Genomic DNA, 24,553 nt, shown 5'->3' with positions numbered 1-24,553 from the left:
CGAGCAAATGCAAGACGGCATCCTGAACGGCAACCCTGCCGTTCAGCGCCGGGCGATGGCCAAGGCCATCACCCTTTTGGAATCCACGCGCACGGATCACCGCGCTGCGGCCGATGGGCTGCTCACGGCCCTGCTGCCGCATACGGGCGGGTCTTTCCGCCTGGGCATCAGCGGCGTGCCGGGCGTGGGCAAGAGCACCTTCATCGAGACGCTGGGCCTGTTCCTGATTGGGCGCGGCCTTCGCGTGGCGGTGCTGGCCATCGACCCATCGTCCACCGTGTCGGGCGGCTCCATCCTGGGCGACAAGACGCGCATGGAGCAGTTGTCCGTTCATCCGGATGCCTACATCCGCCCCAGCCCCAGCAGCGGCACACTGGGCGGCGTGGCCGAGAAAACCCGCGAGGCCATGCTGGTCTGCGAGGCGGCTGGCTACGATGTGGTCATCGTCGAGACCGTGGGCGTGGGCCAGAGCGAGATCGCCGTGCAGGGCATGTGCGACATGTTCTGCCTGCTGCAACTGCCCAATGCGGGCGACGACCTGCAGGCCATCAAGAAGGGCGTGATGGAGCTGGCCGACCTGGTGGTCATCAACAAGGCCGACATCGACCCGCATGCCGCCACGCGCGCCCAGGCCCAGATCACCTCCAGCCTGCGCCTGCTGGGCATGCACGGCAACCCCGAGCATGCCCACCACGACGAGCGCCTTTGGCAGCCCCAGGTCATCACCATCAGCGCGCTCAAGAAGGAGGGCGTTGAAGGTTTCTGGGGTGCGGTGGAGGAATTCCGCCGCCTGCAGCAGGCCAACGGGCGCCTGGCGCTGCGCCGCGAACGCCAGGCGCTGTCCTGGATGTGGGAGCGTATCGACTCCGGCCTGAAGCAGGCCTTCCGGCAGCATCCGCAGGTGCGGGCGCTGCTGCCCCAACTGCAGGCCGACGTGGCAGCAGGGCGCATCGCGGCCAGCACGGCCGCCAGAAATCTGCTGCAGGCGCAGGCCGGCCCCGTGGCGGCGCCGCAGTGACGGCCGACAAGACAAGACCAGACAAACCTTACCGTTAGACGTTAGAGGAATCGCAGCATGCAAGACATCCTGGATCAACTGGAGACAAAGCGCGAACAGGCCCGCCTGGGTGGCGGCCAAAAGCGCATAGATGCACAGCACAAGAAGGGCAAGCTCACGGCGCGCGAGCGCATCGAGCTGCTGCTGGACGACGGCACCTTCGAGGAATGGGACATGTTCGTCGAGCACCGCTGCACCGACTTCGGCATGGAAGACAGCAAGATCCCCGGCGACGGCGTGGTCACCGGCTACGGCATGATCAACGGCCGCCTGGTCTTCGTCTTCAGCCAGGACTTCACCGTCTTCGGCGGTGCGCTGTCCGAGACCCATGCCGAGAAGATCTGCAAGGTCATGGACCAGGCCATGAAGGTCGGCGCCCCCGTGATCGGCCTCAACGACTCGGGCGGCGCCCGCATCCAGGAAGGCGTGGCCTCCCTGGGCGGCTATGCCGACGTGTTCCAGAAGAACGTGCTGGCCAGCGGCGTGGTGCCGCAGATCTCCATGATCATGGGCCCCTGCGCGGGCGGCGCCGTGTATTCGCCGGCCATGACGGACTTCATCTTCATGGTCAAGGACAGCAGCTACATGTTCGTCACCGGCCCCGAAGTAGTGAAGACCGTGACGCACGAGGAAGTCACGGCCGAGGAGCTGGGCGGCGCCATCACCCACACCACGCGCAGCGGCGTGGCCGACATGGCCTTCGACAACGATGTGGAGGCGCTGATGATGCTGCGCCGCCTCTACAACTACCTGCCGCTGAACAACCGCGAGAAGGCGCCCGTGCGCTACACCTCGGACCCCGTGGACCGCGCCGACAAGTCGCTGGACACCCTGGTGCCCGACAACGCCAACAAGCCCTACGACATGAAGGAGCTGATCCTGAAGACCGTGGACGACGGCGACTTCTTCGAGCTGCAGCCCGACTACGCCAAGAACATCATCACCGGCTTTGCGCGCATGGACGGGCAGACCGTGGGCATCGTCGCCAACCAGCCCCTGGTGCTGGCCGGCTGCCTGGACATCAAGAGCTCCATCAAGGCCGCGCGCTTCGTGCGTTTCTGCGATGCCTTCAACATCCCCGTGGTCACCTTCGTGGACGTGCCCGGCTTCATGCCCGGCACCAGCCAGGAGTACGGCGGCATCATCAAGCACGGCGCCAAGCTGCTGTACGCCTATGCCGAGGCCACGGTGCCCAAGATCACCGTCATCACGCGCAAGGCCTACGGCGGCGCCTATGACGTGATGGCCTCCAAGCACCTGCGCGGCGACGTCAACCTGGCCTGGCCCCATGCCGAGATCGCCGTGATGGGCGCCAAGGGCGCCGTGGAGATCATCTTCCGCGAGGACAAGAACGACCCCGCCAAGCTGGCAGCGCGTGAGGCCGAGTACAAGGCCCGCTTCGCCAACCCCTTCGTGGCAGGCGCTCGCGGCTTCATCGACGATGTGATCCAGCCGCATGAGACGCGCAAGCGCATCTGCCGCTCGCTGCAGATGCTCAAGAACAAGCAGCTGGAAAATCCGTGGCGCAAGCATGGAAACATCCCCTTGTGAAGCACCCCCTGAGCGGCTCCGCCGCTTCCCCCTCTCTAACTCGCTTCGCGAGGGAGGGGGACGACACCCTCGGTGCGGGGCGGCCCTTCCTCGGTGTCCCTCGCGTTGGTCGCGCCGGTTACTGACAGTGCTGGCGAAGCGCAAAACAGGGACAGCGAAGCTGACGACAGCTCCGGTTCCCATGATTTAGTTCCAAGAATGGGCTAAGAAGATGTTCAAGAAGATCCTGATTGCCAACCGCGGCGAGATTGCCTGCCGCGTCATCGCCACCGCCCGCAAGATGGGCATACAGACCGTGGCGGTGTACTCCGATGCGGACCGCGAGGCACGCCACGTCAAGCTGGCCGACGAGGCCGTGCACATCGGTGCCGCTCCCAGCCGCGAGTCCTACCTGCAGGCCGACCGCATCATTGCCGCCTGCAAGCAGACCGGCGCGCAGGCCGTGCACCCGGGCTATGGCTTCCTGTCCGAGAACGAGGCCTTCGCCCGGCGCGTGGAGGAAGAGGGCATCGCCTTCATCGGCCCCAAGCACGCGGCCATCGCGGCCATGGGCGACAAGATCGCCTCCAAGAAGCTGGCCGACAAGGCGGGCGTGAGCACCATCCCCGGCTACAACGATCCCATCGCCGGCCCCGAGGCCGCCGTGGAAATCGCCAAGGGCATCGGCTACCCCGTGATGATCAAGGCCAGCGCCGGCGGCGGCGGCAAGGGCCTGCGCGTGGCCTACAACGACAAGGAAGCCTTCGAGGGCTTTGCCAGCTGCCAGAACGAGGCACGCAACAGCTTCGGCGACGACCGCATCTTCATCGAGAAGTTCGTGCAGGAGCCGCGCCACATCGAGATCCAGGTGCTGGGCGACGGCCACGGCAACGTGATCTACCTGAACGAGCGCGAATGCTCCATCCAGCGCCGGCACCAGAAGGTGATCGAAGAGGCGCCGTCCCCCTTCATCAGCGACGCCACGCGCCGCGCCATGGGAGAGCAGGCCGTGGCCCTGGCCAAGGCCGTGGGCTACCAGAGCGCGGGCACGGTGGAGTTCGTGGTGGGCAAGGACCAGGATTTCTACTTCCTGGAAATGAACACCCGCCTGCAGGTGGAGCATCCGGTGACCGAGTGCATCACCGGCCTGGATCTGGTCGAGCAGATGATCCGCGTGGCCGCTGGCGAGAAGCTGGCCATCGCTCAGGAAGACGTCAAGCGCGATGGCTGGGCCATCGAGTGCCGCATCAACGCCGAGGACCCGTTCCGCAACTTCCTGCCGTCCACCGGCCGCCTGGTGCGCTTTTCGCCGCCCGAGCAGACCATGTGGCAGGCCGACACCGGCCACCTGCACGGCGTGCGCGTGGATACGGGCGTGTATGAAGGCGGCGAAATCCCGATGTTCTACGACTCGATGATCGCCAAGCTCATCGTGCACGGCAGCGACCGCAACGACGCCATCGCCAAGATGCGCGAGGCGCTCAACGCCTTCGTGATCCGGGGCATCAGCTCCAACATCCCGTTCCAGGCCGCGCTGCTGGCCCATCCCAAGTTCAAGAGCGGCGAGTTCAACACCGGATTCATTGCCGAGCACTACGCCCACGGCTTCCACGCCGAGGATGTGCCGCACGGCGACCCCGACTTCCTGGTCGCCCTGGCAGGCCACATGAACCGCCGCTACCGCGCGCGCGCCGCCACTATCAGCGGCCAGATGCGCGGCCATGAGCTCAAGGTCTCGGCCGACTACTGCGTGGTCGTGCTGGGGGCCGATGGCAAGCACCAGTACCGCGAGGTGCAGGTTTCCGACTTCGACGCGGAAAGCCGCGCCAGCACCGTCACCGTGGACGGCAAGCCCTACACCTTCCGCAGCGAGACGCCGATGCGCGCCATGTGCGTGCAGGGCAGCTGCAACGGCAAGCCCTTCACGGCGCAGGTCGAGCGCGGCACGGCCAGGAACCCACTGGCCCTGCGCGTCATCCACAACGGCACGCAGATCGACGCCCTGGTGCTGTCGCCGCGCGGCGGCGAACTGCACCGGCTCATGCCCTACAAGGCACCGCCGGACCTGTCCAGGTTCCTGCTGTCGCCCATGCCGGGTCTGCTGGTGGACGTGGCCGTGCAGCCGGGCCAGAAGGTGCAGGCCGGCGAAAAGCTGGCCGTGATCGAGGCCATGAAGATGGAAAACATCCTGTTCGCGTCGCAGGACGGTGTGGTCAGCAAGATCAGCGCCGGCAAGGGCGACTCGCTGGCCGTGGACGATGTGATCCTGGAATTCGAGTGATGTCCGCGTGATTCCTGCGCCGCAGGCGTCGACCAGAGAAAAGGCCGGGCAGCAGACCCGGCCTTTTCATCTCCACTGTCGCTTCAACTGCTTTGCCGCACCACCAGCTCATATCCCAGATCCAGGCTGTGCAATGGCAAGGCCTCGCCGCGCATCAATTGCAGCAGCATGCGCGCGCCTTCGGTTCCGATATGGCCGCGCGGCGTGCGGATGGTGGTCAGTGGCGGCACCATCTGGTCGCTGCCGGGCAGGTCGTTGAAGCCGGCGATGGCGATCTGCTGCGGCACGCGGATGCCGCGGCGCAGGGCTTCGAGCAGGGCGCCCTGGGCGATGTCATCGTTGCAGAAGAAGAGGGCATCGACGGATGGAGCCAGCCGCAGGGCGGCGTCCAGCAGCTCGGCGCCCAGCGCCATCGAAGTGGGGCGGGGCCACAGCAGTTCCAGGGCCGGGTCGTGCAGGCCCGCGTCCTGCAGGGCCTGGCGGTAGCCAGAGGCGCGCTGCATCACGCGGGCATCGAGCTGGCCTGCGCAAAAGGCAATGCGCTTGTGCCCGCGCTCCATCAGATGCCGGGTGATGGCGGCTCCGGCTTCGGCCTGCGAAAACCCCACGCTGGGCGTGCCCGGCTCGCCGCCCAGCTCCATCAGGTGCACGCAGGGCACCTTGCTGGCCTGCACGAGTTCGCGCGCAGCGGGACTGCGGTCAAAGCCGGTGAGCAGCAGGCCGGCAGGGCGCATGGGCAGGTAAGTGCGCAGCAGTTGCTCCTCTTCGGCCCGGTCATAGTGGGTCACGCCGATCAGCGCGTGGTAGCCGGCGGCGAACAGCACCTTGTGCACAGACTCGATCAGGTCCACGAACAAGGTGTTGGACAGCATGGGCACCAGCACCAGCACCTGGGCACTTTTCTGGGAGGCCAAAGCGCGCGCGGCAGGGTCGGGCACGTAGCCCATGCGCGCGGCGGCGGCGCGGATTTTCTCGACCAGGGCCGGGTCCACGCGCCGCTCGCCGCGCAGGGCGCGTGAGACCGTCATGGGGCTGACGCCGGCCGCCTGTGCCACATCGCTGAGCGTGATGCGCCCGCTGGCCCGCGAGGAGCGGGCGCGGCCCGTGGCGGGCAGGGCCGGGTCGCAAGGATCGGCGCAGGACGATTCTGGAGATGCAGGCGGAATCTGGCGGGCCAAGGGAATGTCCTAGGTCGGTGGCGAGAGGGTTGGGGATTATGATAGCGCTATCCCAATCATTCGAAGGCCCGCAGTCCTGCGTGTAAACCCGGACGAAAGCCTCTGAAGCACACCGAAATCCAAGGCAGACCCTGGTCTGCCAATTTTTGCAAGAACATGGATAGCGCTATCCCAACAACAACCGACGCCACCGCCGCAGGCAGCCGCCCACGGGCGCTGGTCGTCATGGGCGTTTCCGGCTGCGGCAAGTCGAGCGTGGGGCAGGCCCTGGCCGATGCCCTGGGCTGGACCCTGCACGAGGGCGATGCCCACCATGCCGAGGAAAGCATCCGCAAGATGCAGGCGGGCATCCCCCTGACCGACGACGACCGCAGCGGCTGGCTGGACCGGCTGGCACGGCTGCTGGCCCAGGCCATGCCGGGGCAGGGCGTGGTGCTGACCTGCTCGGCCCTCAAGCGCAAGTACCGTGACCGCCTGCGTGCCGCCGGCCCGGCCGGCGCCGTGGGCTTCGTTTTTCTGGACCTGGACTACGGCACGGCGCTGCAGCGCGTGCAGGAGCGCGCCGGCCACTTCTTCTCGCCCGAGCTGGTGGCCAACCAGTTCGCCACGCTGGAAAGCCCGGCAGGCGAGCGCGCCGTGCTGTCCGTGGACGCCACGCTGCCGCTGGCCGACATCGTGCACCGCGCACAGGACTGGCTGGTCCATCCGGCGCCGCAGGCCGCCCCTCTCTCCCAGAACCCATAACGCCAGGAGACAAAAACCATGCAATCCGATTCCCCCGCAGTCCGGCCCAAGCCGCGCCTGCAGCACTTTGCCGAGGTGCTGATGGTGCTGGCCCTGGCCGGCATGGTCATTGCCGTGTTCGTCAACGTGGTGCTGCGCTATGTGTTTCATACCAGCATCGTTTCCTATGAGGAAATCTCGCGCCTGCTCTTCGTCTGGCTGGTGGCCATTGGGGCCATCGTGGCCGCTTTCGAGGGCAGCCACCTGGGCTTCGACCTTGTGACATCCCGCGTGGGCCCTGGCGCGCGCAAGGTGTTGTTCTGGGTGTCGCAGGCGCTGGTCCTGGTCTGCATGGGCCTGCTGCTGTGGGGCTCATGGGCCCAGGTGCAGGCCGGGCTGAACAGCTACAGCACGGTGCTGGGCTACCCGCTGGCCCTGGGCGCTGCGGCCACCCTGGTGCTGGCCGTGGGCCTGCTGTTGGTGTCGCTGCGCGACCTGCGCCGCGGCGCGCCGGCAGAAAACCATGGCGAGACTTCGGTCGAGTAAGGAGCAGGCACCATGGTTGTGACCCTGATCTTTCTGGCCGTGCTGATCGGCGGCATGGTGATCGGCATGCCCATTGCCCAGGCGCTGGTGTTGACCGGCGTGGCGCTGATGTGGCATCTGGACTTCTTCGACTCGCAGCTGCTTGCGCAGAACCTGCAGGCCGGCTTCGACAACTTCCCGCTGCTGGCCGTGCCCTTCTTCATCCTGGCGGGTGAGCTGATGAACGCGGGTGGCCTGTCGCGCCGCATCATCGACCTGGCGCGCGCCTATGTGGGCCATATCCGTGGCGGCCTGGGCTACGTGGCCATTGGCGCCGCCGTGCTGCTGGCCTCGATGAGCGGCTCGGCCATTGCCGACACCGCTGCCCTGGCCACCATCTTGCTGCCCATGATGCGCGAGCAAAAGTACCCCGACAGCTACAGCGCGGGCCTGCTGGCCTCGGGCGGCATCATTGCGCCCATCATTCCGCCGTCCATGCCCTTCGTGATCTACGGCGTGACGACCAACACCTCGATCAGCAAGCTGTTCCTGTCGGGCGTGGTGCCGGGCCTGATCATGGGCGTCTTCCTGATCTTTGCCTGGTGGTCCATCGCCCGCAAGTTCGACCTGTCGCGCGGCGAACGCATGGCCTGGGGCCCGCGTCTGAAGGCACTGGCCAAGAGCTTCTGGGCCATGATGATGCCGGTCATCATCCTGGGCGGCCTCAAGGGCGGCGTGTTCACGCCCACCGAGGCGGCCGTGGTCGCAGCCGTCTACGCGCTGTTCGTGTCCATGGTGATCTACCGCGAGATGACATGGAGCCGTCTGTACGCCGTGTTCCTGGCCGCCGCCAAGACCACGGCCGTGGTCATGCTGCTGTGTGGCGCCGCCACGGTGACGGCCTACATGATCACCCTGGCCGACCTGCCCAACATGCTGGCCGACAGCTTCTCCGGCCTGCTGGGCAACCCCATGCTGTTCATGGCCACGATGATGCTGTTCCTGCTGGTGGTGGGCACGGCCATGGACCTGACGCCGACCATCCTGATCTTCGGCCCCGTGTGCGCGCCGCTGGCCGTCAAGGCGGGCATCGACCCCATCTACTTCGGCTTCATGTTCATCTACGTGGGCTGCATCGGCCTGATCACGCCGCCCGTGGGAACGGTGCAGAACGTGATTGCCGGCGTGGGCCGGCTGCGCATGGAGACCGTGATCAAGGGCACGAACCCGTTCCTGATGGTCTATGTGCTGCTTGCCGTGCTTTTCGTGATTTTTCCGCAAATCATCCTGGCCCCTCTGCGCTGGATGCACTGACCCCCCACTACAACCCAAGGAGATGAACATGCGTATTCCCTTTGCACTCGCCGGCCTGATGGCCGCCATCACCACGCTGGCCGCCACGGGCCAGGCCATGGCCCAGGACTTCAAGCCGCGCATCGTGCGCTTCGGCTACGGCCTGGTCGATGACTCCAACCAGGGCCGCGCGGCGCGCTTCTTTGCCAAGGAGGTCGAAAAGGCCACGGGCGGCAAGATGAAGGTGCGCGCCATCGGCAATGCCTCGCTGGGATCGGACACGCAGATGCAGCAGGCGCTGATCGGCGGTGCCCAGGAGATGATGGTCGGCTCCACCGCCACCCTGGTCGGCCTGTCGCCCGAGATGGCGGTCTGGGACACGCCGTTCCTGTTCAGCAGCACCAAGGAGGCCGACGCCGTGCTCGACGGCCCCGTGGGCGAGAAGGTCAAGGCCACGCTGGAGCCCAAGGGCATGGTGGGCCTGGTCTACTGGGAGAACGGTTTCCGCAACCTCACCAACAACAAGCGCCCCATCGCCAAGCTGGAAGATCTGGCCGACGTGAAGCTGCGCGTGATGCAGAACAACGTCTTCCTCGACAGCTTCAAGGCCCTGGGCGCCAACGCCGTGCCGCTGCCGTTCTCCGAACTGTTCACCGCGCTGGAAACCCGCGCCGTCGATGGCCAGGAAAACCCGTTCAACACCGTGCTGTCCAGCAAGTTCTACGAGGTGCAGAAGTACCTGACCATCTCCAACCACGTCTACAGCCCCTGGATCGTCACCGTCAGCAAGAAGTGGTGGGACACGCTGACACCGGCCGAGAAGAAGGTGCTGCAGGACGCCGCCGTCAAGAGCCGCGAGTTCGAGCGCAAGGACACGCGCGAGGAAGCGGCCAAGGCCCTGGCCGATATCAAGACCAAGGGCATGCAGGTCAACGAGCTGCCCGCCGCCGAGGTGGGACGCATGCGCGACAAGCTCGCCGCGGTCAATGCCGGCATTGCCAAGACCGTGGGCCAGGGTACCTGGGATGAGGTACAGGCCGCCGTCAAGCAGGCGCGCGCAGTGAAGTAAGCTTCGATTCAGGGCCGGACGCACCTGGGAGGGATGCCCCGGCCGACATCCACCACAAAGACAACGCGACACAGAGAAAACGCGCATCAGCGCATCCTCAGGACACCCCATGAGCACCATCCACCCCATCGTCGACCAGGTCACGCGCCGCATCCGCGAGCGCAGTGCCGAATCACGTGCCGCCTACCTGGAACAGGTGGACGCCATGGCCGCGCGCCCGCCCGGCGCGCAGTCCATGGGCTGTGCCAACGTGGCGCATGCCTTTGCGGGCATTCCAGGCGGCGACAGGATACGCATCGTGGAGGAGAAGGCGCCCAACGTCGCCATCGTCACCGCATACAACGACGTGCTGTCGGCCCACGCACCGCTGGCCCGCTATCCCGACATCCTCAAGGACGAGGCGCGCAGGCTGGGCGCCACGGCGCAGGTCGCCGGCGGCGTACCCGCCATGTGCGACGGCGTGACCCAGGGCGCGCCCGGCATGGAGCTGAGCCTGTTCAGCCGGGATGCCATTGCCATGGGCACGGCCATCGCGCTCTCGCACGACGTATTCGACGCTGCGCTGATGCTGGGCATCTGCGACAAGATCGTGCCGGGCCTCTTGATCGGCGCCCTGCATTTCGGGCACCTGCCCACGGTCTTCGTGCCGGCCGGACCCATGACCTCGGGCCTGTCCAACGGCGACAAGGCCAAGGTGCGCGAACAGGCCGCGCAGGGCCTGGTCGGCCGCAAGGAGCTGCTGGCCGCCGAATCGGCTGCCTACCATGGCGAAGGCACCTGCACCTTCTACGGCACGGCCAACAGCAACCAGATGCTGCTGGAGGCCATGGGCCTGCACGTGCCGGGCACGGCCTTCATCAACCCGGCCGACGGCGAGCGCGAACTGCTCACGCGCGAGGCCATGCGCAGCGTGCTGGCCATCACCAGGAACAAGCGCTTCGCCCCCATCGGCCGCGTGGTGGACGAGTGCTGCATCGTCAACGCCATGGTGGCCCTGCTGGCCACGGGCGGCTCCACCAACCACCTGATCCACTGGGTGGCGGTGGCGCGCGCTGCGGGCATCACCATCGACTGGAACGATTTTTCCGAGCTCTCGGGCGTGGTGCCGCTGCTGGCCCGCGTCTATCCCAATGGCAGCGCCGACGTGAACCAGTTCCAGGCCGCAGGCGGTCCGGGCTATGTGATCGGCCAGTTGCTCAAGGCCGGCCTCATGCATGGCGATGTGCTCACAGTGCGGCCCGATGGCCTGCAGGAGTTCGCGCGCATTCCGGCCGTGGACAACGGCCAGTTGGCCTGGCACGCGGCCGAAGTCTCCGGCGACCTGTCCGTGCTGCGCCCGGCCGATGCGCCCTTCAGCGCCACGGGCGGGCTCAAGCTGCTGTCCGGCAACCTGGGGCGCAGCGTGATCAAGGTCAGCGCCGTGCCCGAGGACCGCCATGTGGTCGAGGCGCCCGCACGCGTCTTCGACTCTCAGGAAGCGCTGCAGCAGGCCTTCAAGGCCGGCGAACTGGACCGCGATGTCATCTGCGTTGTGCGCTGGCAGGGGCCGTGCGCCAATGGCATGCCCGAGCTGCACAAGCTCACTCCGCCCCTGGCCGTGCTGCAGGGCAAGGGCTACAAGGTGGCCCTGGTCACGGACGGCCGCATGAGCGGCGCCTCGGGCAAGGTGCCTGCGGCCATCCACGTCTCGCCCGAGGCCTGCGTGGGCGGGCCGCTGGCGCGCCTGCGCGATGGCGACCTGGTGCGCCTGGACGCCGTGGCCGGCACCCTGGCCGTGCTGGTCGATGAATCCGAATGGCAGCAACGCCTGGTGGCCACCATGCCCCGGGCGCTGCGCCAAGCCAATGGCCGGGGTTTCGGCCGCGAACTGTTTGCCGGATTCCGGCGCCACGCGCTCAGCGCAGAAGAGGGAGCTTGCACATGGATCAACGACTGACGGCCTTGGAGCTCATGCAGGACGCGCCGGTCATCCCGGTCATCGTTCTCAACGACCTCGCGCATGCCGTTCCCATGGCCCAGGCCCTGGTCGCGGGCGGCATCCGCGTGCTGGAGGTCACGCTGCGCACGCCCCAGGGCCTGACCAGCATCGAGGCCATTGCGCGCGCCGTGCCCGAGGCCATCGTCGGCGCCGGCACCGTGCGCAGCGCAGCCGATGCGCGCGCCTGTGCCCATGCCGGCGCGCGCTTTGCCGTGAGCCCCGGCTACACCAGCGCACTGGGCCAGGCCTGCCAGGACCTGCAGTTGCCGCTGCTGCCCGGCGTGGCCACCAGCGGCGAGATCATGGCCGCCCAGGCCGACGGCTTCAACGAGCTGAAATTCTTCCCAGCCGTGCAGGCGGGCGGCACGGCCATGCTCAAGGCCTGGCAGGGTCCGTTCGGCGATGTGCGCTTTTGTCCCACGGGCGGCGTGTCGCCAGCCAATGCCCAGGAGTTCCTGGCCCTGAAGAATGTGGTCTGCGTGGGCGGCTCCTGGCTGGTGCCCACGGATGCGCTGGAGCAGGGCGACTGGAGCCGCATCACGGCGCTGGCCCGCCAGGCCAAGGCTCTGCGCAAAGCCTGACGAAAGGGCCGGTGGGACGCAGCGGGGCGCTGCGGCACAATCGTCGCCCTCCAGCCAGACGAGAAGCCAGACGAGAAGGCCGCCGCCATGATGAAGATCGACTCCACCACCGTGCAGCTCGTGCTGGCCATTGCCGAGGAGGGCAGCATCTCGCGCGCTGCCGACCGGCTGCAGCTGGCGGTGGCGGCGGCCTCGCGGCGGCTCAGTGATCTGGAGGCCCAGCTCGGCACGCGCCTGTTCAAGCGACAGCCCCATGGCGTGCAGGCCACCGAGCCCGGCCTCAAGCTGCTGGCCCATATCCGTCAGATTGGCAACCTGGTCGATCGCCTGGAGGGCGATGCCGAGGCCCTGGGCCGCGGCCGTGACGGCCGCATCATCATCGGCGCGCCCAAGTCGGTCATCCTGCAGTTCCTGGCCGCCGACATCGCGGCCACCCAGCGCCGCTATCCCCACATCACGCTGCAGGTGATGGAAGAAAACAGCCGCATCGTCCAGCAACTGCTGCGCGACAAGGTCATCGACATCGGCATCTTCGAGAAAACCAGCGGATTCGTGGACCTGCCGCGCGCCGACTACCGGCGCGACAGCCTGGTGCTGGTCTACAGCCGCAGGCATTTCAGCTTCGGCGACCAGCCCGTGGAGCTGGACCGGCTGCTGGAGTGCCGCATCGTCAGCCTGGGCCGGGGCTCGGCCATCCTGAATGCCCTGCGCCGTGCCCATCACAGCCGGGGCAGGGTGTTCCGCAATGATTTCACGGTCAGCGGCTTCGACACCATGCTGGCCCTGGTGCGCGAAGGCCTGGGCGTGGGCCTGATGCCGCCAGGCGTGCTGCGCAGCTTCCACCCCGGGCCGGAGCTGGGCTGGGCCGCGCTGGAAGGCGACTGGCACGAGCGCAGCTATGTGCTGTCCTTCATCGAAGGGCAGGCCCAGCAACAGGCATTGCACAACGTGGTGGCGGCGCTGCTGCATCCCGCCTCCGAGGCGAACTGAGAGCGTCACGGTTTCGCATATGGCGAAACCAGGCATGCGTTCCACAGGCTTGCGGCGAATCCGGCGCGCGGCGACAGTGGCTGCACAACAACGATGTGCAGGAGACCGACATGAGACGCCGCGACTTCATCGCGGCCGGCGCCGCCGCGCTGGCCGCTCCCTGGGCAGGGGCCTCGCCCCCGGGCTCCGACCTGCCCAAGGGCCCCGTCAAGATCCTGGTGGGCTGGGCGCCCGGTGGCGGCACCGATGTGTTCGCGCGCATCGTGGGCCAGAAACTGTCCGAGGTCTGGGGCCGGCCCGTGGTCGTGGAGAACAAGCCCGGCGCCACCGGCTCGCTGGCGGCCGAGTACTTCGCCAGGACGCGCTTCACCGAAGGCATCAACCTGCTGATGGCCCATGTGAACACCCATGCCATCTCGCCGCAGATCTTCAAATCCATCACCTATGACCCGCTCAAGGACTACGCGCCCATCGCCCTCATCGGCGCCACGCCCCACATCCTGGTGACCAGCAGCAGGAACAGCCATGGCTCGGTGCAGGAGGTGGTGGAGCTGTGCCGCAAAAGCCCCGGCAAGATCAGCTTCGGCTCGTCGGGCACGGGCTCGGTACAGCACCTGGCGGCCGAAATGTTCAACATGGCGGCTGGCGTCAAGAGCATCCACGTGCCCTACAAGGGCTCCGGCCCCATGCAGACCGACCTCATCGGCGGCCAGATCGACTTCAGCTTCGACACCATGACGGCCGCCACCGCCCAGGTGCGCGCCGGAAAAATGCTGGGCATCGCCCAGACCCGCGTAAACCGTGCCAAGGGATTCCCGGCCATGCCCACCATGGACGAGCAGGGCTTCAAGGGCTTTGACGCATCGAGCTGGTACGGCGTCGTCGGCCCGCGCGACATGTCCAGGGAACTGGCCCAGCGCATCAATGCCGACATCAACCGCGTGCTGGCCATGCCCGACGTGGTCAGCCGCTTCGACGGATACGGCGTGGAGGACGGCGGCGGCTCCGTGGACAAGTTCGCGGCCTTCATGGCTGCCGAATACAGGAAGTGGGGCGACGTCGTTCGCGCCGCAAAAGTGACCGAAGAAAGCTGAGGACCCGGCATGAGCAATCCCCAATCCAACCCGCAACAACTGCCCCTGCAAGGCATACGCGTGCTTGACGTCAGCCAGGTCATGGCCGGGCCCTTTGCCTGCATGCTGCTGGCCGACCTGGGCGCCGATGTCATCAAGGTCGAGCCTCCGGGCACCGGAGACCAGACGCGCGGCGCCATGGGCTTCAAGATGAAGGGCCCGGACAGCATGGGCTTTCTGAACATGAACCGCAACAAGCGGTCGCTGACGCTGGACCTCAAGAGCGAGGAGGGGCGCGAGGCCTTCTACCAGCTGGCCGCGACGGCCGACGTCATCGTCGAGAACTACCGCCCCGGCGTTGTCCAGCGCCTGAAGATCGACTACGAAAGCATCCGCCGCATCAATCCGCGCATCGTCTATGTCAGCATCTCGGGCTTCGGCCAGAGCGGGCCCTGGGCCCAGCGGCCGGGGTTCGACCTCATGGCCCAGGCCATGTCGGGCGTGATGAGCGTCACCGGCTACAAGGGAGAGAAACCCGTCAAGGCCGGCGTGCCCGTGGCCGACATCGGTTGCGCGCTGTTCGCCACCTACGGCCTGCTGGCCGCGTATATCGGCGCGCAGAAGACAGGGCAGGGCCAGCACATAGACGCCTCGCTGTTCGACTCGGCCATGGCTTTCTCGATCTGGGACATGTCCGAATACTGGGGCACCGGCGTGCCGCCCGCGCCGCTGGGCACCAGCAACAAGATGAGCGCCCCCTACCAGGCCGTGAAGGCGCGCGACGGCTACTTCGTCATGGGCGCCACCAACCAGAAACTCTGGGCCAGGCTGTGCGCGCTGATCGAGCGCCCCGATCTGCTCGAGCACCCCGACTACGCCACCGTGGCGCTGCGCCTGAAGCACCGCGAGGCACTGATAGGGGAGCTGGAAGCGGAATTGGCCCACCACGACAGCGCCGACTGGGTGGACCGCATGCTGGAGGCCGGAATTCCCGCCGGCCCGCTGCTCACCTATCCGCAAGCCTTCGAGGGCGAGCATGGCCGGCACCGCGGCATGTGCATGGAGATCGACCACCCCATCGAGGGCAAGGTCAAGAACATCGGCTTTCCCGTCAAGATGCTGGGCACCCCCCAGCAGGTGCGCCGCCATCCGCCCCTGCTGGGCGAGCACAACGCGGAAATCATGGCCGAACTCCGTGCCCTGAAGGCCGCCGCATGAGCACAGCCCTGCATGAATCCGTGGCGCTGACCGTTCACGCCGGGGGCGCGGCCGAGATCCTCATCGACCGCCCCGAACGCCACAACGCCATGAGCATGCCCATGTACGAGGCATTGCTCACGGCCCTGGAGCGCTGCCAGGCCGACTCGGCCATCCGCTGCGTGATGCTGCGCGGTGCGGGCGGCAAATCCTTCATCTCGGGCACGGACATCGCCTACTTCAAGGACTTCCATGACGGCCAGCAAGGCATTGCCTATGAAGCCTTCGTGGAGCGCGTGATCGACGCCGTGGAGCGCATCGCCGTGCCCACTATCGCCGTCATCGACGGCTGGGCCGTGGGCGGCGGCCTGGCCCTGGCCACGGCATGCGACTTTCGCATCTGCAGCACCGGCTCGCGCTTCGGTGCGCCGATTGCCAAGACGCTGTCCAACACGCTGTCGTCACGCAACATCGCCCGCCTGGTGGCCAGCCTGGGCGTGCCACGCGTCAAGCGCATGCTGCTGCTGGCGGACTACCTGTCAGCCGAGCAGGCCGAGGCCTGCGGGTTCGTGCATACGGTGGTGCCGGCAGATCAATTGCAAGCCCAGGCACAGGCGCTGGCCGAGCAGCTCATGGCCTTGTCGGCAACCACCCAGTCAGCAGTCAAGGAAAGCCTGCGGCGCATCGTCGTGGAGCAGCGGCTGGATGATGAGGATCTGGTGTCGGCGGTGTATGGGAGTGGGGAGTTTCGGGCGGGGGTGGCGGGATTCAACAGGCAATGATTTGAGCCAGCCTTGCCAGAATCTGGCGCAATCCTACAAATTGCTTGGCTAAACTCCACAGCCTGGAAAGAGGCGGTGGCTGCATTCTTGGCCTGAAAGAAAAGGCCGGTTGCTGCGCGTAGCCGCCCCTCAGATCAACGCAGCCCGAGAAATCCCATGCAAATCAATAAATGCATTTCCGTCCTGCTGGCCAGCAGCTTCATCCTGCCGGTTCTGCCTGCGCATGCAGGCGAAGAGACGGTGCAGCTCATGTCCAACGGTCGTTATCAGACCTACAGCCTGCCCGACGACGCGCAGCAGGTCCAACTGGTCGAGACCTTGGCGGGCAACTGCAGCTACAACCAAAACTGGGGCTATGACCTGGGCCGCCGGGAGATGTGGGTCAAGGGTGGCTGCGGCGGGCGTTTCCGCATCCTGACCGGCCTGCCCCAGGGCGCGCAGGGCCAGGAAGGCGGGAGCGACAACACAGGCGCATGGATCGCCGGTGCCGCCGTGGCAGCCATCGCCGGCGCCGCCATTTTGGCGAACAAGCGCGACAAGGACCGCGAACGTGAACGCGACGAGCAATGGAACGATGACCACTATCCGGGCTACCCGGGCCATCAGCCCGGCTACCCGTCGTGGGGCGGACGGGAGGTGCGGGGCCAGAACGGCCTGTGCCTGGATGTGTCGGGTGGCCTGCGCCCGGGCAACGGCCTCATCGTGTACCACTGCAGCGGCGGCGAAAACCAGCGTTTCACGCTGACGCGTGATGGCGAGATGCGCGTGGGCGACCTGTGCCTGGACGTCGCCGACGGAAGCACGCGCAATGGCGCGCGCGTGATCGCCTGGCAATGCCGCAACCAGCCCAACCAGAAATGGGACTGGAGCCGTGGACAGATCCGCAGCCGCTTTGCCAACAAGTGCCTGGACATCGAAGGCGGCAATGCCCGGCCGGGCCAGCCCGTCATCGTGTGGTCCTGCGCCGGCGGCCCCAACCAGCGCTGGAACTGAGGACGCTTGTTGCACAAGCTCTCTGCCGCGCCCGGGCCAGTGCCCGGCCGCAACGCCGTCGCGGGCATTCGGCGGCTGGGGTCCTTGCAGTGGCTGGGCCTGATCACTGGCGCCGTGCTGCTGGGCGATGCCGTGGTGCTGATGGCACGCGGCATGTTCAATCTGGGCGTGACGCTGCCAGCGGTGCTGGGCCTGCTGTTCATGGCGTGCAGCTTCTGGCGCGCGGCCATTGCGCGCAGGCTGCGTGCCAGTGCCTGGCTGCAGCGCGCCTGGTGGCTGGGCTGGGCGGCGTTGGCGATGTGGCTGGTCAGCCTGCTGGTGTTCTGGGCGCACCTGCTGTCCGCCTCGTCCGGGTTGCCACCGGACGAGCCGGTGCAGGCCATCGTGGTGCTGGGCAGCGCCACGCGTGAGGGACAACCGTCGCTGACGCTGGCCCAGCGGCTGGACCGCGCCGCCGAACTGGCTGCAAGCCAGCCCAAGGCGCTGGTGGTCACCAGCGGCGGCGTGGACTTTGGGGAAAGCGAGAGCGAGGGCGCCGTCATGGCGCGCTATCTGCAGCAACGCCACGGCATTGCGCCAGAACGCCTGCTGATGGAGCAGCGCAGTACCAGCACGGCGCTGAACCTGGCGTGGAGCCTGCCCCTGCTGCAGGAGCGCGGCGTGGCCCCGGACGCGGCGATTGCCATCGTCACCAGCGATTTCCACACGCTGCGCGCGGGCTGGATCGCCGAGCGCAGCGGCTACGGCCAGGCCTTCACCGTGGGCGCGCCCACGCCGGCGACGATCCGCGCCAACGCCTGGCTGCGCGAGTACTTTGCGGTGATCAGCGGATGGGTGCTGGGGGAGTTCTGAGCCGCTGTGCGATGGGCTGCGGCCTTGCGGATTGGCTCCACAATGTGATTCTTCATACATCAACAGGAGCGAGACAGTGGCAAGCGAACAGCGTCCTTTCCGGGTTCTGGGCATACAGCAGGTGGCCATCGGCGGCACCGACAAGCAGCGCATGAAGCGCCTGTGGGTGGACATGCTGGGGCTGACCCAGACCGGCACCTTCCAGAGCGAGCGCGAGAACGTGGACGAAGACATCCTGGCCATGGGCCAAGGCGCGCACAAGGTGGAGGTGGACATCATGCAGCCGCTGGACATCGACAGGAAGCCTGCCGTCCACACCACGCCGCTGAACCATATCGGCCTGTGGATCGACGACCTGCCGCTGGCCGTGCAGTGGCTGACGGAGCAGGGCGTGCGCTTTGCGCCCGGCGGCATTCGCAAGGGCGCGGCCGGCTACGACATCTGCTTTCTGCACCCCAAGAGCAATGACGAGTTCCCGATTGCCGGCGAGGGCGTGCTGATCGAGCTGGTGCAGGCGCCGGCCGAGGTGATCGCCGCGCTGGGCTGAGGCGCCTCAGGCAAAAGGCTGTACGCGCCGCTGGACATGTTCCAGCAGCCACAGCTTTTTTCGGGCGCGCGTCATGGCCACGTACAGGCGGTTGCGCTCCAGAAAGGCCAGCGCGTGCGGGGCCGTCGCCGGAAAGCGGCCGGGCTCCATGAAGGGCAGGGCGACGTGGTCGTACTCCTTGCCCTTGGCTTCCTCGATGGTGCTGAGATGGAAGTCGAATCCGCGCTCGGCCCGCACGGCACGCTCGAAGCGCGTGGCCATGGCCGCCACCTGGGCCAGCATGTCGGGCACGGCCATGCCCGCCACCGAATCCATGAAAGCCTCCACGCGCTGACGCAAGGCCGCCGACTGGGCCTGAGACAGGGCCACGCCGGCAAACAGCCCCCAGACATCGGCCTGCTCCAGCAGGCCCCGCGCATCGGACTGCAGGGCCAGCGGCAGCTGCAGAAAGCTGCCGAAGGCCTTGAAGTTGCGTTGTCCGCCCTGCAGGCTCGATTGGTCGCTCAGGAAGCGCCAGATGATCTGCGGGTTGTGCAGCATCTCGCCTGCCATGCGCTGGGCCAGCGTGTGGCGGCTGGATGGATCGGCCATGTCACCGCCTGCCACGCTGCCCTTGCCGTAGAACAGCGCACCTTCCACGAAGGCCGCCAGGATCTCGCTGCCCAGCACGCTGGTCTCGGCCTTCCAGGACAGCGCCTGCATGCCATGTGCATAGCAAAGGCCCAGCAGCAGGGCAATCTCGCGCTGCAGGTACAAACGCTTGAAGCCGTAGAAGCTGGCGGACTTGCCGGCGCGGTGGATGGCCCATTCCAGCGCGCAGGCGTCCTGCTCGTAGCGCAGGATCACGGTCAGCGAGGGATTGCGCGCGCTGCCAGAAGGCGGCTCGCCCGGCGCAGCGGGTTCGGTGGCACGTGCCAGGCTGGCCTGGATCTGCAGCAGCTGGTCAATGCACTCGCTGTCGTCGGAGTGCTGCAGCTGGTGCACGGCGCTGAAGCGCGTGGGCGCCGCTGTCAGGCCCACATTGAAAAGCGCATTGACGGCCTTGGCCACTTGCGGGCCGAAGCGCCGCGACTGGGTCAGCGCCAGCGTGGCCGTGGCCTGGGGCAGGAAATCATCGAGCTGGTGGAGCTTGTCGCGGAACACGGACCAGGCCTGTGCCTCGATGTGCTGGTTGAAGTCGCCTGCGCCCAGGAATGCGCAGCCGCTGGTTCCGGCCAGGGCGCGCAGCACCTGCAGCGAGGCCGGGTCCAGGTCATGCATCTCGTCGAACACCACCAGGTCGTAGCGCGGCAGGTCCAGCGCCTGGCCCTGCAGGGCGTCGCTGGCCAGTGCATGGCTGCAGTCGCCTTCGGCGTAGTACAGCGGGTCGCCGCAGTGATCGATGCGGCGGCGCTCGTACTCGAAGAACAGGCAGGCCAGGCGATAGTCGAGCAAATACTCCTCGCAGAAACTCGCCAGTCCCATGCCTTCCTCGGCCAGGCGCTGGGGCAGCAACGACTTCTTGGCGCCGAGGTTGAAGTCCCAGAAGGCGTCCAGATCCAGATCGCCGGGCTGCTCGAACAAAGGGTCGGGCTGCCAGGCCAGCCGCTCGCACAGCGCGGCATGGGCCTCGCGCACACGGGCCTGCAGTGCCACGCGGTCGGCCAGAAAGCGGGCAGCAGGGTCGCGGCGGCGGATCTGCTGGGCCGCCCAGCGCTCCACCGTGGTGATCTGCACCTGGGGCGGCACCTCGCGCACCAGCTGCTGCAGCCGGTGATGGAAGGCCGCCACGCCGGAGCGCGAATACGCCAGCACCAGAATGCGCTGCGCCTGGCCGCTGCGGCAGGCCTGGACCACCTTGCAGGCCAGCGTCGTGGTCTTGCCCACTCCCGCCAGCGCAGCCACGATGGCCGAACGCCCCTCATGCGCCAGGATGGCCTGCTGCTCGCGCGAGAGCAGCAGCGGCTTGCCGTGATCGGTAGGAAATTCCAGGGAGCGCAGGGACATGTGAGGGAAATCTGAGCAAAAGCGGCGAAAGCAGAGGGAAGCGGTTCAGCCGCAGGCCGGCAGAGCTGAAAGCCGCTGTGGCGACGACGGCGGGCACCCATTGTGGTCGTTTTGGAGAGGCATCTGGCAGGTATTGGGAATCCGTTGCCGCGCCTGTCCACGCATCTTTTGAAGCGCTCATCGGACAATTGAGCGATGTTGACCGCCAATAGCTGCGTGCTTGCGACAAGAAGAAGTCACCGAGAAGAACTTCTGCCAAAACATCCCCAACATCGCTCAAAAATAAGCGAAGTTCGCTTTTTTTGCAGGCCATGAAAACGGGGCAACTATTTTTGTCAAGGAGCCGGCTTTTTCATTCCCAAGGCTTTTTTTGCTCATCAGAATGAAAAGAGCAGACCCACAAAGGAGTTTTTGATGACCGCCTGCAGCACAACCCCGACGACTTCCGCCACCTCCGCACAGCCTGCGGCCGGCAGCCCCCTGCAATGGCATGCACGCCCCTCCAAAAGCGACACGCTGCCGTTTGAAGGCGCCTGGAGCGTGCAGGCCATCCAGGAACTGCTGGACAAGCCCTTCATGGACCTGATGTTCCAGGCCCAGAGCGTGCACCGCGAGCACTGGCCTGCGGGCGATATCGAACTGGCCACGCTGCTGTCGGTCAAGACCGGAGGCTGCCCCGAGAACTGCGGCTACTGCCCGCAGGCGGCCGAGTTCGACACCGGCGTCAAGGCAGAAAAGCTCATGAGCGTGGACGAAGTCACGCGCGCCGCCCAGGCGGCCAAGGACGCGGGCGCCACGCGCTTTTGCATGGGCGCAGCCTGGCGCGCGCCCAAGGACCGCGACATCGAGAAGATGAACGAGCTGATCGGCGCCGTGAAGGGCCTGGGCATGCAGACCTGCGCCACGCTGGGCATGCTCCAGCCCCACCAGGCGCAGTCGCTGCGCGAAGCGGGCCTGGACTACTACAACCACAACCTGGACACGGCGCCCGAGTACTACCAGGACGTGGTCAGCACGCGCCAGTACCAGGACCGCCTGGACACGCTCAAGGCCGTGCGCGGCGCAGGCATCAGCGTGTGCTGCGGCGGCATCATCGGCATGGGCGAGGCGCCCGTGCACCGCGCGGGCCTGATCGCCCAGCTGGCCAATCTCAATCCGCATCCCGAGTCGGTGCCCATCAACAGCCTGGTGCGCGTGCCCGGCACGCCGCTGGCGGACAGCGAGCCTGTCGATCCGCTGGACTTCGTGCGCGTGATCGCGGTGGCCCGCATCACCATGCCTACGGCGCGCGTGCGCCTGTCGGCGGGCCGGCAGCAACTGGGCGACGCCGTGCAGGCCCTGTGCTTCATGGCCGGCGCCAATTCCATCTTCTACGGGGACAAGCTGCTGGTGACCGGCAACCCCGATGTGGAGGCCGACACCACACTGCTGCGCAAGCTGGGCCTGAGCGGCACGCGGACCTCGGTACAGGAGTGAGCTTTTTGAGAGTTTGAGCTCTTTTGAGCCAGCGGCTCAGGATTGCGGCCGGCCGCTGCCTTGCGCGGCGGCGGCCGCATCGTCGTCGCCGGCATCGAGCAGCCGGGCCGCACGGTTACTCAACGCGGAATCCGCACGGAAATAGCCCAGCACCGTATTGACGCTGCTGTGCCCCGTCAGCGCCATGGTGTCGGGCAGGGGCACGTTCTGGCGCCCGGCCTCGGTCACAAAGCCCGAGCGCAGGGAATGCGCCGAGAAATCTCCCTCCACGCCCGCCAGCGCGCAGCGCTGCTTCACGATGTCGCGCACGGCCGCTGGCGACAGGGGCTCGCCCACATGGCCGCCCTTGCGGATGCGCCGGAAGATCGGCCCTTCCTGTATGGCGGCGGCACGCAGCCAATCGGCCAGCGCCTGGGCCGCGCGCCCGGTGACGGGCTTGTGGTTCTCGGGCGCGTCCCGTCCGGACTGGTTGGTCTTGGAGTGGGTCAGCGTGTAGATGAATTCCTGCGGCCCCGCGGCCCGCAGGTGGCGCATGTCGGCCCCGGCCACCTCCGAGCGGCGGCGCCCGCCGCTGGACCAGGCGAACAGCAGCAGGGCGCGATCGCGGCGGCCGCGCAGGCTGTCGTCACAGGTGTCAAGCAATTGCTCCAGCAAGTCGCGCGTCAGCGCATCCTTCTTGGCGGGACCTTCACCGCGCCGCGCATAGGCCTTTCGCGTGCGCGACATCAGCTCGCGCACCGCACCGTCCTGGCAGGGGTTGGCCAGTCCATGCACCTGATGGGCCTTGGACAGCACCGCCATGCGGTGCACCAGCGTGTTGTGCGACAGGGGGCCTTCGCGGGCCTTGTATCCGGCCTCGACCAGGGCGCGGTCCATGTGCGCCGGCATTTCACTGGCCAGGCCCGCGCCGGTCTGCCGCTGGGCATGGTCAATGATGAATTGCAGCACACAGGCCACATCCAGCGGCAGCTGCATCTGCCGGTCAAACCGCAGCGCATGCCAGGCGGACCAGTAGCGCATGGCGCTTTGGTAGCTGTTTCTGGTGTTGGCGGATTCGCCCTCGTGCATCAGCTCGCGCACGGCCTGCCGGGCAGCAGGCTCCAGGCCGGCGGACGGCAGGGCGTTGCCTTCCTGGATGTCGTCCAGGGGCTGAGGTCGGGAGGTCAGCGAAAAAGGGCCGGTGCGCATCCATGGATTGTCGCCCGACGCCGCCCGGGCAATCCCTTGCGGGCCTGCAGCGATCGGCACGACGCAAAGTTCACTTTCCAGCGACCAGGAGCGGCCTTTTTGCGCCACAAATCCGTGTAATGTGCGCATCCATACTGTATGAAAATTTCATATGTAATATTTAATACATCTAACATATGATGTATTACATAAAGTTAAAATAACTCACGATAACAATCACTTATCGTTGGTAATCTTGGAAATAGTTCACGATATGCAGAAAACATCCACCCGTGGCGTGCAGGAAGCCGATGTCTGGGCTGCGGCAGACGCCTTGATCGCCCAGGGCCTGCGGCCGACCATCGAGCGCGTGCGCCAGCACATTGGCCGGGGCTCGCCGAATACCGTCAGCCCCATGCTGGAGACCTGGTTTGCCACGCTGGGCCAGCGCCTGGGCGTGGCGGCAGGGCAGGGCGAGCTGCTGCCGTCGTCGGTGCCCGATCCCGTTCAGCGCCTGGCGCAGCAGCTGTGGGACGCCGCCCAGGAAGAGGCCATGGAGGCTGCCCGCGCCGCCCTGCAATCCCGGGAGGAAGCGGCACAGGCCACGCAGGCCGAGCTGCAGGAGCAGCAGGAGCAAATGGCGCGGCGCGAGGCGTCCATGCAAGCGCAGAAAGAGGCCATGGACCAGGCCCTGCAAGTGGCCCAGGCCCAGTCGCAGGACTTGTCGCGCCGGCTGGATGAAATGCAGCAGCAGCTGCAGGACCGCGACGAACGCCTGGAAGAAATGCGCGATGCGCTGGCCGAAGCCGCCCGCCAGCGCGAGGCGCTGCAGCAAAAGCATGGCGAGGAAATGCAGTCCGCCGCGCTGGAGCGCCAGCGCATGGCCGAGCAGTACGCGGGCAATGAGCGCCACATGCTCAATGAGGTGGATCGTGCGCGGCAGGAACTGGCGGCCGCGCGCAAGGCCGCCACCGAGCAGGAGCGCAAGGCAGCGACCCGCCTTGCAGAGCTGCAAAGCCGCTATGAAAAGAGCGAGGAGGAGCAGCTGAGCCTGCACTCCCAGCTGCAGACCGCCCAGAATGCGGCCGCCCTGGCGCAGGAGCGGGCAGCGGACCTGCGCAGCCTGCTGCAGGCGCAGCAGCGATTGGCCGGTGCGGCCATGCCCGAGGCGGGTGCTGGACTGCCCATGGGCCGGCGCGCAAGCCTGTCTGCGGCGCGCCGCTCCATGACGCGCCTCAAGGACAGGCGGGGCTAGCAGTCAGGGCCTGCGCCCCT

At 66.9% G+C, this 24,553-nt stretch carries 21 protein-coding genes; 18 read left to right on the top strand and 3 right to left on the bottom strand.

Annotation, left to right across the window (positions count from 1 at the left end):
- Positions 1-7: 7 nt before the first annotated feature.
- The 3 genes from meaB to ACRSCF_RS14770 all read left to right on the top strand — a co-directional run bounded on the left by meaB (position 8) and on the right by ACRSCF_RS14770 (position 4,868).
- Complete coding sequence (gene meaB, locus ACRSCF_RS14780; protein ID WP_016446052.1) at positions 8-1,018, top strand: methylmalonyl Co-A mutase-associated GTPase MeaB; 1,011 nt, start codon at positions 8-10, stop codon at positions 1,016-1,018.
- Positions 1,019-1,075: 57 nt separating this feature from the next.
- Positions 1,076-2,608, top strand: a complete 1,533-nt coding sequence (locus tag ACRSCF_RS14775; RefSeq protein ID WP_034366954.1) for an acyl-CoA carboxylase subunit beta — start codon at positions 1,076-1,078, stop codon at positions 2,606-2,608.
- A 211-nt stretch (positions 2,609-2,819) separates the two neighbouring features.
- Positions 2,820-4,868, top strand: coding sequence for an acetyl-CoA carboxylase biotin carboxylase subunit (locus ACRSCF_RS14770; RefSeq protein ID WP_016446054.1), 2,049 nt, complete (start codon positions 2,820-2,822; stop codon positions 4,866-4,868).
- Between the two features lie 83 nt (positions 4,869-4,951).
- On the opposite strand, the gene ACRSCF_RS14765 is transcribed toward ACRSCF_RS14770, so the two are convergent.
- Positions 4,952-6,046 carry a LacI family DNA-binding transcriptional regulator gene (locus ACRSCF_RS14765; protein ID WP_052151712.1) on the bottom strand — a complete coding sequence of 365 codons (1,095 nt, stop codon included), beginning with the start codon at positions 6,044-6,046 and terminating at the stop codon, positions 4,952-4,954.
- A 156-nt stretch (positions 6,047-6,202) separates the two neighbouring features.
- On the opposite strand from ACRSCF_RS14765, the gene ACRSCF_RS14760 reads away from it, so the two are divergent.
- The 13 genes from ACRSCF_RS14760 to ACRSCF_RS14700 all read left to right on the top strand — a co-directional run bounded on the left by ACRSCF_RS14760 (position 6,203) and on the right by ACRSCF_RS14700 (position 18,649).
- Positions 6,203-6,790: a gluconokinase gene (locus tag ACRSCF_RS14760; protein WP_370690597.1), complete on the top strand. Its 588-nt coding sequence runs from the start codon at positions 6,203-6,205 to the stop codon at positions 6,788-6,790.
- Positions 6,791-6,808: 18 nt separating this feature from the next.
- Positions 6,809-7,315: a TRAP transporter small permease gene (locus ACRSCF_RS14755; protein ID WP_016446057.1), complete on the top strand. Its 507-nt coding sequence runs from the start codon at positions 6,809-6,811 to the stop codon at positions 7,313-7,315.
- A gap of 12 nt (positions 7,316-7,327) precedes the next feature.
- On the top strand, positions 7,328-8,608 hold the full coding sequence (locus ACRSCF_RS14750) for a TRAP transporter large permease (RefSeq protein WP_016446058.1): 1,281 nt from the start codon (positions 7,328-7,330) through the stop codon (positions 8,606-8,608).
- 28 nt (positions 8,609-8,636) lie between these two features.
- Complete coding sequence (locus tag ACRSCF_RS14745) at positions 8,637-9,656, top strand: TRAP transporter substrate-binding protein (RefSeq protein ID WP_034367023.1); 1,020 nt, start codon at positions 8,637-8,639, stop codon at positions 9,654-9,656.
- 109 nt (positions 9,657-9,765) lie between these two features.
- Positions 9,766-11,592, top strand: coding sequence for a phosphogluconate dehydratase (edd, locus tag ACRSCF_RS14740; RefSeq protein ID WP_244451654.1), 1,827 nt, complete (start codon positions 9,766-9,768; stop codon positions 11,590-11,592).
- Complete coding sequence (locus ACRSCF_RS14735) at positions 11,577-12,215, top strand: bifunctional 4-hydroxy-2-oxoglutarate aldolase/2-dehydro-3-deoxy-phosphogluconate aldolase (protein WP_133073874.1); 639 nt, start codon at positions 11,577-11,579, stop codon at positions 12,213-12,215. Before edd ends, ACRSCF_RS14735 begins: the two co-directional genes overlap by 16 nt.
- 87 nt (positions 12,216-12,302) lie before the next feature.
- Positions 12,303-13,205: a LysR family transcriptional regulator gene (locus ACRSCF_RS14730; RefSeq protein WP_244451653.1), complete on the top strand. Its 903-nt coding sequence runs from the start codon at positions 12,303-12,305 to the stop codon at positions 13,203-13,205.
- Between the two features lie 110 nt (positions 13,206-13,315).
- On the top strand, positions 13,316-14,299 hold the full coding sequence (locus ACRSCF_RS14725) for a Bug family tripartite tricarboxylate transporter substrate binding protein (RefSeq protein WP_034367026.1): 984 nt from the start codon (positions 13,316-13,318) through the stop codon (positions 14,297-14,299).
- Between the two features lie 9 nt (positions 14,300-14,308).
- Positions 14,309-15,496 (top strand): CaiB/BaiF CoA transferase family protein, encoded by a 1,188-nt coding sequence (locus ACRSCF_RS14720; RefSeq protein ID WP_034366958.1) that lies wholly within the window; start codon positions 14,309-14,311, stop codon positions 15,494-15,496.
- Positions 15,493-16,257 carry an enoyl-CoA hydratase gene (locus tag ACRSCF_RS14715; RefSeq protein ID WP_034366961.1) on the top strand — a complete coding sequence of 255 codons (765 nt, stop codon included), beginning with the start codon at positions 15,493-15,495 and terminating at the stop codon, positions 16,255-16,257. The genes ACRSCF_RS14720 and ACRSCF_RS14715 overlap by 4 nt, the downstream gene beginning before the upstream one ends.
- 156 nt (positions 16,258-16,413) lie before the next feature.
- Positions 16,414-17,250 (top strand): lectin, encoded by an 837-nt coding sequence (locus ACRSCF_RS14710; RefSeq protein WP_034366965.1) that lies wholly within the window; start codon positions 16,414-16,416, stop codon positions 17,248-17,250.
- 9 nt (positions 17,251-17,259) lie between these two features.
- Positions 17,260-18,102: a YdcF family protein gene (locus tag ACRSCF_RS14705; RefSeq protein ID WP_034367029.1), complete on the top strand. Its 843-nt coding sequence runs from the start codon at positions 17,260-17,262 to the stop codon at positions 18,100-18,102.
- Between the two features lie 76 nt (positions 18,103-18,178).
- A complete protein-coding gene (locus ACRSCF_RS14700) occupies positions 18,179-18,649 on the top strand; it encodes a VOC family protein (protein WP_026062485.1) in 471 nt (156 codons plus the stop codon).
- A gap of 6 nt (positions 18,650-18,655) precedes the next feature.
- On the opposite strand, the gene ACRSCF_RS14695 is transcribed toward ACRSCF_RS14700, so the two are convergent.
- Positions 18,656-20,635 carry a UvrD-helicase domain-containing protein gene (locus ACRSCF_RS14695; RefSeq protein WP_244451652.1) on the bottom strand — a complete coding sequence of 660 codons (1,980 nt, stop codon included), beginning with the start codon at positions 20,633-20,635 and terminating at the stop codon, positions 18,656-18,658.
- Between the two features lie 414 nt (positions 20,636-21,049).
- Between ACRSCF_RS14695 and bioB the strand changes: the two genes are divergently transcribed.
- Positions 21,050-22,111 (top strand): biotin synthase BioB, encoded by a 1,062-nt coding sequence (gene bioB / locus ACRSCF_RS14690; protein WP_012205605.1) that lies wholly within the window; start codon positions 21,050-21,052, stop codon positions 22,109-22,111.
- 36 nt (positions 22,112-22,147) lie between these two features.
- Here the strand turns inward: bioB and ACRSCF_RS14685 are convergent, their stop codons facing one another.
- Positions 22,148-23,299: a site-specific integrase gene (locus tag ACRSCF_RS14685; RefSeq protein ID WP_244451651.1), complete on the bottom strand. Its 1,152-nt coding sequence runs from the start codon at positions 23,297-23,299 to the stop codon at positions 22,148-22,150.
- Positions 23,300-23,552: 253 nt separating this feature from the next.
- Here ACRSCF_RS14685 and ACRSCF_RS14680 point away from each other — a divergent pair, with 253 nt between their 5' ends.
- Complete coding sequence (locus tag ACRSCF_RS14680) at positions 23,553-24,533, top strand: DNA-binding protein (RefSeq protein WP_034366969.1); 981 nt, start codon at positions 23,553-23,555, stop codon at positions 24,531-24,533.
- Positions 24,534-24,553 lie beyond the last annotated feature (20 nt).

It is taken from the genome of Delftia sp. 11MD, assembly GCF_050907895.1.
Lineage (GTDB): Bacteria > Pseudomonadota > Gammaproteobacteria > Burkholderiales > Burkholderiaceae_C > Comamonas > Comamonas tsuruhatensis.
The sequence above is the reverse complement of the archived record's forward strand: the minus strand, read 5'-3'. Positions and strand labels throughout refer to the sequence as shown.

Bases quoted from the DNA above. Each gene is read 5' to 3' on its own strand.
- meaB (WP_016446052.1), top strand. From the start codon at position 8: ATGCAAGACGGCATCCTGAACGGCAACCCTGCCGTTCAGCGCCGGGCG.
- ACRSCF_RS14775 (WP_034366954.1), top strand. From the start codon at position 1,076: ATGCAAGACATCCTGGATCAACTGGAGACAAAGCGCGAACAGGCCCGC.
- ACRSCF_RS14770 (WP_016446054.1), top strand. From the start codon at position 2,820: ATGTTCAAGAAGATCCTGATTGCCAACCGCGGCGAGATTGCCTGCCGC.
- ACRSCF_RS14760 (WP_370690597.1), top strand. From the start codon at position 6,203: ATGGATAGCGCTATCCCAACAACAACCGACGCCACCGCCGCAGGCAGC.
- ACRSCF_RS14755 (WP_016446057.1), top strand. From the start codon at position 6,809: ATGCAATCCGATTCCCCCGCAGTCCGGCCCAAGCCGCGCCTGCAGCAC.
- ACRSCF_RS14750 (WP_016446058.1), top strand. From the start codon at position 7,328: ATGGTTGTGACCCTGATCTTTCTGGCCGTGCTGATCGGCGGCATGGTG.
- ACRSCF_RS14745 (WP_034367023.1), top strand. From the start codon at position 8,637: ATGCGTATTCCCTTTGCACTCGCCGGCCTGATGGCCGCCATCACCACG.
- edd (WP_244451654.1), top strand. From the start codon at position 9,766: ATGAGCACCATCCACCCCATCGTCGACCAGGTCACGCGCCGCATCCGC.
- ACRSCF_RS14735 (WP_133073874.1), top strand. From the start codon at position 11,577: ATGGATCAACGACTGACGGCCTTGGAGCTCATGCAGGACGCGCCGGTC.
- ACRSCF_RS14730 (WP_244451653.1), top strand. From the start codon at position 12,303: ATGATGAAGATCGACTCCACCACCGTGCAGCTCGTGCTGGCCATTGCC.
- ACRSCF_RS14725 (WP_034367026.1), top strand. From the start codon at position 13,316: ATGAGACGCCGCGACTTCATCGCGGCCGGCGCCGCCGCGCTGGCCGCT.
- ACRSCF_RS14720 (WP_034366958.1), top strand. From the start codon at position 14,309: ATGAGCAATCCCCAATCCAACCCGCAACAACTGCCCCTGCAAGGCATA.
- ACRSCF_RS14715 (WP_034366961.1), top strand. From the start codon at position 15,493: ATGAGCACAGCCCTGCATGAATCCGTGGCGCTGACCGTTCACGCCGGG.
- ACRSCF_RS14710 (WP_034366965.1), top strand. From the start codon at position 16,414: ATGCAAATCAATAAATGCATTTCCGTCCTGCTGGCCAGCAGCTTCATC.
- ACRSCF_RS14695 (WP_244451652.1), bottom strand. From the start codon at position 20,635: ATGTCCCTGCGCTCCCTGGAATTTCCTACCGATCACGGCAAGCCGCTG.
- bioB (WP_012205605.1), top strand. From the start codon at position 21,050: ATGACCGCCTGCAGCACAACCCCGACGACTTCCGCCACCTCCGCACAG.
- ACRSCF_RS14685 (WP_244451651.1), bottom strand. From the start codon at position 23,299: ATGCGCACCGGCCCTTTTTCGCTGACCTCCCGACCTCAGCCCCTGGAC.
- ACRSCF_RS14680 (WP_034366969.1), top strand. From the start codon at position 23,553: ATGCAGAAAACATCCACCCGTGGCGTGCAGGAAGCCGATGTCTGGGCT.